This window comes from Sulfuricurvum sp. (assembly GCF_028710345.1).
Lineage (GTDB): Bacteria > Campylobacterota > Campylobacteria > Campylobacterales > Sulfurimonadaceae > Sulfuricurvum.
This window is the reverse complement of the sequence record NZ_JAQTUH010000001.1, coordinates 483,093-490,255: the sequence shown is the minus strand read 5'-3', so window position 1 is coordinate 490,255 and position 7,163 is coordinate 483,093. Positions and strand designations below refer to the sequence as shown.

Sequence of the window (7,163 nt, the reverse complement as noted above, 5' to 3'; positions counted from 1 at the left end):
TACTTAGTTTTCAATGATCTCAAACTCAAACTTAACCCTTCTTTCGAAGCGTCTCATCGTTTGTGGACGGGAATTATAGGGGAAAATGAAATGAATGTCAAGAGCTTTTCGAAAGAATTTAAAAGAAATTGCAAAAAACTTTGAAAAAAGGAAATAATGTGCCGTTTTTCCTCCATCTTCTATTATATAGGAAGGGAATCATCACGTGAGACATCCACCATTACATTGAGTCTGCTCAGCCCACTCCCTTGAACGACCCCCTGCATTGGTGAACAATCGTCATAATCTCGACCATATCCCAATACGATATGTTGATATGAGGGGATGATATTGTTCGTTGGATCAAAATCGAACCATCCGAAGTTCGGTATAAATACAGAGAACCATGCATGAGAAGCATCGGCACCGAAAAATTTCTCTTCCCCCTCAAGTGGAAGTGTCTCTAAATAGCCACTCATATATCGGACACTCAGTCCAATAGAGCGTAAAGCGGTAATGGAGAGATGGGCAAAATCTTGACATACCCCTTTGCGTTCACGAAATACTTCCTCAACCGGTGTACTCAAGTCACTAAAACCTGAAACAAACTGAAAATCGTTAAATACACGATTCATAAACGCTTCAACACATCCATATAAAGATTTATCCGGTGCGAATGAGAGAAGTACATACTCTCGTAAATCATGATTAGCGAGTGGAATATAACGGCTGGGGAGGCGGTATTGCAGTGCATCGATGACATCAGGGGTATTGGCATGAAAGGCATCAAGCATCTCTGTGTAGGTAACACGCCGTGCTTCATGTGCCAATTTTGCATGGTGTTCAACCGCTTCATAATCGATAGCAACGCACGATCTGGCAGTGACTTTGAGATGGTGGTGGGGCTCACGAATCAGAAGATGACAAAGATGGTTACCGAAATAATCATCATAACTCTCCATCTCACTCACTATCGGGTCAGTGGATAAAGAGTAATCGACTAATGTTTGTGTCGGGGTATTTCGTGGCCGTAAACGGATTAAATTGTGACTAAAGCTAACCCACTGCTGGTACGAAAATTGGGTGCTATGAAAAATATGGTACAGCATGGTTACTCATCATAATGGGAAAAATAGGTTTTTGAAAGTTCATCAGCGGCGATTAACAATTTATCGGCGATTAAAGACAATAGATTATCCAAATTTTCACGGACAACCGTATCTTTATCCAAAAACGACAAATGCTCAATTCGCTCTAAACGTAACAATGAAAAAGCTTCAAAAAGGGGCTCTTCGTAACGGCTAAGATACATCTCATGTTTAAATTTCGGCAATTTCGGTAATGCTTTTAGCAGTTGATTTATTTCACTGATTAACGATTTTGGAAATTTTATATTGAGCACTAAAAATTCGCTGACATGGACTAAATTAATAGAGGCGCGGTAATGGGCACGATAAGCATTAAGGCTCTCACTGCTTCCTAATAGGGTCTCTAATATCTCGTATTCCACAAACGGTTCATAGACATTGGTTAGCATCGCACGTGCTTTAGAAATCAAAAGGTTGGAACGTTCTAAATGTGCACCGATATCGTAGAGTACCAGCCCCTGTTCTGCAAACAAACTCTCTTCAATCAACCCTTTATACGCCATCAAATGAACCAAAAGTTTATCGATTCCCGAAATCATAGCGCGTTGTGTCGGGGCTTTTTGGTGGGTGAAATCGTTCCATTCACGCATAAGGCGATCTAAAATTCTCCACCCTTCGATAGGGAGAAGGTTTTTTGTACTGGTACTGGCATTGAAAAGCATCCCCAACGCCTGAGACAATGATCCGATCCGAGCGTTATCCGACATTACCGACCAAATTTCTATTAACGGATCGGGAATTTCATCCTCATCTCTCCCTAAAAATCCCGGATAGGTCATTGTTAAGTGTGTAAGGGTCGTACACAATACCTCTTGAACCCTCTCATCTGCATGACGATCATAACGGGTAGCATTCACGAGACTTTTTAGGGTGAGGCGAATCATCCGTGCATTGGTGATGGAACGCATTAGATAACGCCCCAACCAAAACAGATTCTCGGCTCGTAGACTCGGTATATTTTCTAATGAATTTTCAGATGATCCTCGGGCTTTAAAAACATTGGTCATACTAAGAGGTAGTGTGGAGGGTAATTGAACCATACTTTGAAACATTCCGTCCATCTTTTGGGTCATTGTCATGGATGTACTGTTTTCTGAATCATCGGGCGTACTTAAAATCCATAAATCTTTACTGCTTCCCCCACCTTGTCCTGAAACCACCAATGCATCTGCACTGCTCTCAACCCGCACCAAAGCTCCCGGCATAACGGTATAACTCTCATCTGAGTGAATCGCGAATGATCGAATTACCACTTTACGGGGGAGAATTTTCCCTTGTGTGTAACTCGGTGCCGTCGCGAATTGAACCTCTTCTTGACCGACGTATCGATACGGTTCTGCCTCAATTTTTGCCCTCAGCGCGTCAAGTTCACCCGTAGAGAGGTTTTTACCCAAATACAAAGCACTACGGTCGATGGTTTTAATCATTAAGGTGGAGAGATGTTCCAAAACGTACTCACGCTCGTTGGGTTGACCACACCACCATGTCGCTATTTGGGGTAAAATCAACTCTTCATTGAGATAATAGTGTGCAAGACGCGGTAAAAACGGATAGAGTCCTAAATTTTCCAAAATACCGGCACCCAAAGGGTTTGCCATAGAAACCCCCTGTTTACGAAGCACTTGAACCAATCCCGAAACACCAAGTCTCGAATCAGCGCGCAATTCCAACGGGTCACAATAACTCTCATCTACTCGTCGGACTACCGCATCAATCCGTCGGAGCCCTTTGAGACTTTTGAGCCATAAAGCGCCCCCTTTGGCTAACAAATCCTGACCTTGGACGAGGGTGAGTCCTAGAAAAGAGCTGAGATAGGAGTGTTCAAAATAGGTCTCATTGTGCGGACCTGGGGAGAGTAAAACGTTAAGCGGATCATTGGAGTTGCTTTTGCTTAATCCTAAGAGCATCGTTTTGAACTTATCAAAAAAGAGGTGAAGTCGTCGAATCGAAAGGTGTTGAAAAAGGGTCTGCATCGCGCTGTTCATCGTCAAACGATTCTCTACCGCGTAACCCAATCCCGAAGGTGCTTGTGTACGGTCACTCACCACCCACATTTTACCATCAGGTCCACGCGCCAAATCAACGGCTAGAATCATCATCGGGTAGGCAATATCATTAAATAGTCCATGAACTTCACGCAAAAACCCGCTATGGGCAAAAATAACCTCACTGGGGATAATATCCTCTTTTAAAAGACGCTGTTCTCCGTAGATATCTTTAAAAATGAGATTTAGGAGGGTTGAGCGTTGTTTTACCCCCTCTTCGATACGTTTCCAATCATTCCCCTCTAATAGAAGCGGAATAGGATCGAGACTCCATGGTCTGGAGATACCGTTAGGGTCATTGTAGACATTATAGGTTACTCCATTATCTTCCAAACGCCAATCAATCTCCTGACGTTTCGTTTCAAGCTGATCGAGTCCTAACTCTTCGAGATTGGCTACTAGCTGTTTCCAGTGGTCTCGAACATTACCCTCATCATCAAACATCTCATCATACGATCCACTCTTATAATTCTCAAACATCATTGTTTATTAGGACTCCACTTACGGCGTAAATCTAATGTATGCGGATACTCTAAGCTCCCTGGAAGTTCTTGATACGCAAAACTTTTTTTCGCGGTATGTTTCTCAACAACTCGTCCTATTTTTTCATCTTTAGAGAGTTCTTGTTCTCGGATAATCGGCTCATGTACCTCTTCCATCTCCCCTTGGGTATGACCAAATCCCCAAAACCGACTGATACGGCGAGATTGTGCTTCAAGGGTATTGACTGGGAAAGTATCGTACGATCGTCCCCCCGGATGGGAGACAAAATAGGTAAAGCCCCCGACAGAGCGACGATTCCATGTATCGACAAGATCAAATACCAACGGCGTATCCACCCCAATCGTCGGATGGAGTGCTGACCACGGTTGCCAAGCACGGTAACGTACCCCTGAGACGTATTCCCCTTCTACTCCCGTATTAACCAAAGGAACTTTGACTCCATTACACGTCAATACATACCGCTCATCGACGAAATTAGAGACTTTAACCTGTACCCGCTCCAGTGAAGAATCGACATAACGGGCTGTCCCTTGTGAACTTGATTCCTCTCCTAAAACATGCCACGGCTCAATAGCACCGCGAAGTTCACAATGAACCCCTTCGATTTGTGTCATACCATAGAGTGGAAAGCGAAATTCGAAAAATGGATCGAACCAATCATTCTCAAACGCGTACCCTTCTGAGCGTAAAAACTCCACAATATCACGAATATCTTCACGAACATAATGCTCAATTAAAAACTTATCGTGCAGTTGAGTCCCCCAACGTACCAATTTATGACGGTACGGTTTTTTCCAGAAAAGGGAGACGAGTGTTCGAACTAACAACATCTGCACCAATGACATCTGTGCATGCGGCGGCATTTCAAATCCGCGCAACTCTAAAATCCCTAGCCGACCTGTCGAAGAGTCAGGTGAGTAGAGTTTATCGATACAAAACTCACTGCGGTGGGTATTCCCCGTCAAGTCGGTAAGCATATGACGGAACAGTCGGTCAGTCAACCAAAACGGGATTGGTTCACCATGAGGGATTTGGTTAAAAGCGATTTCGAGTTCATACAGATTTTCAAGTCTCCCCTCATCAACACGCGGTGCTTGGGAAGTAGGTCCGATAAACGCACCAGAGAAAAGATACGAGAGGCTTGGATGGTGTTGCCAAAAAGTGAGCAATGAACGCAAAAGCTCAGGGTTTCGGAGCAATGGACTATCACTCGGGGTAAGTCCTCCGATAGTGACATGATTTCCACCACCTGTCCCCCCTTGTTTACCGTCTTGCATAAATTTGAGTGTCCCTAGACGGGATTGATGTGCCTCTTCGTAGAGGGTGGTGATGACGTGACTTAGTTCTTCCCAACTCGTTGTTGGATGGATATTGACCTCGATTACTCCCGGATCGGGAGTAACTCTCATTTTTTCAATTCGTAGGTCATGTGGTGGTTCATATCCCTCAATCATGACTGCCATATTGAGTGCTTCTGCCGTCTCTTCGATGGAGGCTATCAAATCCAAAAAGGCTTCGGTATTGGTAATCGGAGGGAGAAAAATAAAGAGTTTATTCTCCCGTATCTCGATACTCAACGCGGTACGGACAAAAACTTCATAATCGGTTGAGGATTTAGTCTTTTTGCTCACTTTTTCTCCACGCACCTTTACGGCACTGTGATATTCACCTAAAGAGGGAAATGCCCCGAACAAATCGGGTTCAAAACTTTGTTCTAATTCAATATGGGGTTTATGCGCCAATGAATCGAGTGGGAGGCGTAATCCAACGGGAGAAGTACCTGGGGCTAAAAAGAGCTGTGGACGGCGAAATTCCCAACGACACGTTACCCAACGGGTCATCCCCCAGTTTAGTGGAAGGACGAACCCTGCGGGTTTATCAATACCGCTGGAGAGGGATTCTGCCAATGCACGACGTTCCAGTGAGTCTTTGAGGTTGGCTTTTTTGGGATCAATATCGATAGGTAACAATGACTCTTGGAGCAATGCTACGAGGGGATCGTTATAGGCATCGTGGATATTTTTATCGCTGATACCAAGATTTAAACATAACGTCTCTAAAAATTTGCGACCATCTTCGGGGGTATAGTCAAAATTTTGATCCAAACTTGCTAACAAATCGGGATTTTTCCAAATCGGCTGACCATCTTTGCGCCAAATGATCGTAGACATCCATCGAGGCAATGGCTCACCCGGATACCATTTACCTTGTGCGTGATGAAGCATCCCCCCTTTTCCGAAACTGTTCAGCAACCGTCGTGAGAGGACATTTGCCCGCTCACGTTTATGCTCCCCATCTGCTTCAGTATTCCACTGTTCTGATTCCATATCATCGATAGAGACAAACGTCGGTTCTCCCCCCATGCTCATACGTACATCGTTTGCCACGAGTTCTTTATCAACCGCATACCCTAAAGCATTGATTGCGTCCCACTGTTCAGTGCGATACGGTTTGGTAACACGGGGAGATTCAAAAATACGGGTGACGGTATTGGAATATTCAAATTCCACTTCACATTTATCCATAGCTCCCTCAACAGGTGCTGCCCCCTCAGGGCTTGGGGTACATGCGAGGGGAATATGCCCTTCTGCGGCGAACAATCCGCTGGTGCTATCCAAACCGATCCACCCCGCACCCGGAATATAAACCTCCGTCCACGCGTGTAGATCGGTGAAATCCTCTGCCGGCCCGCTTGGACCATCAAGCGATTGCACATCAGCAGAGAGCTGTACGAGATATCCTGAAACAAAACGGGCCGCAAGTCCTAAATGGCGAAGGACTTGGACGAAAAGCCATGCGAAATCACGACACGAACCGAGTTTTTTGCCCAATGTCACGGCACACGTCTGCACTCCCGGTTCCATGCGAACCGTATAGTTAAGATGCTGATTGATTTTCATATTGAGTTCAACCAAAAAATCATTAATAGGGCGCGGTGTTAAATCTATTTTTGACAAAAAGCTTTTAAGTTTTTTCCCATCTTCATCAATCTGAAGATAGGGTTGTAGCTCTTGCTTAAGCTCTTTTCTGTATTTAAACGGAAAATCAGATGCATACTCTTCGACGAAAAAATCAAATGGATTGATACTCACCAATTCCGCTTTTACTTCCACATTGATAGCGAGTTCAGTTGTCTTTTCCGGAAAAACGATTCGAGCAAGATAGTTACCGAAAGGGTCTTGTTGCCAGTTGATAAAATGATTATCCGGTTTGATCGTGAGAGAATAAGCTTCAATCGGGGTACGACTGTGCGGTGCGGGACGAAGACGGATTATATGGGGAGAAAGATTGATAGGTTTATCAAAAGCATAATGAGTTTTATGAGAGAGAACAACTTTGAGCGACATCGGGTTTCCTTGTGCAAGCTAATAAGTAAGGATAACATAGATCGTACTAAAAAAACGACCATTAGTGTTTAATTAATACTCATTTAACCATTAAGGTGAAAATTCATCTATTTTATATTATAATAAAATTTTATGAAGGG

The 7,163-nt window shown here is 44.0% G+C and carries 3 protein-coding genes; all 3 read right to left on the bottom strand.

Translation table 11 applies throughout. The features are described 5' to 3' along the window. Window positions 1–182: 182 nt before the first annotated feature. Genes PHC76_RS02545 through PHC76_RS02535 form a run of 3 tightly spaced genes read right to left on the bottom strand, consistent with a single transcriptional unit; the run spans window position 183 to window position 7,023 of the window. Window positions 183–1,088 carry a transglutaminase family protein gene (locus PHC76_RS02545; RefSeq protein ID WP_299972544.1) on the bottom strand — a complete coding sequence of 302 codons (906 nt, stop codon included), beginning with the start codon at window positions 1,086–1,088 and terminating at the stop codon, window positions 183–185. 2 nt (window positions 1,089–1,090) lie between these two features. After that, window positions 1,091–3,652 (bottom strand): circularly permuted type 2 ATP-grasp protein, encoded by a 2,562-nt coding sequence (locus PHC76_RS02540; RefSeq protein ID WP_300209774.1) that lies wholly within the window; start codon window positions 3,650–3,652, stop codon window positions 1,091–1,093. After that, window positions 3,652–7,023 carry a DUF2126 domain-containing protein gene (locus PHC76_RS02535; protein WP_299972547.1) on the bottom strand — a complete coding sequence of 1,124 codons (3,372 nt, stop codon included), beginning with the start codon at window positions 7,021–7,023 and terminating at the stop codon, window positions 3,652–3,654. Before PHC76_RS02535 ends, PHC76_RS02540 begins: the two co-directional genes overlap by 1 nt. Between the last annotated feature and the right edge of the window lie 140 nt (window positions 7,024–7,163).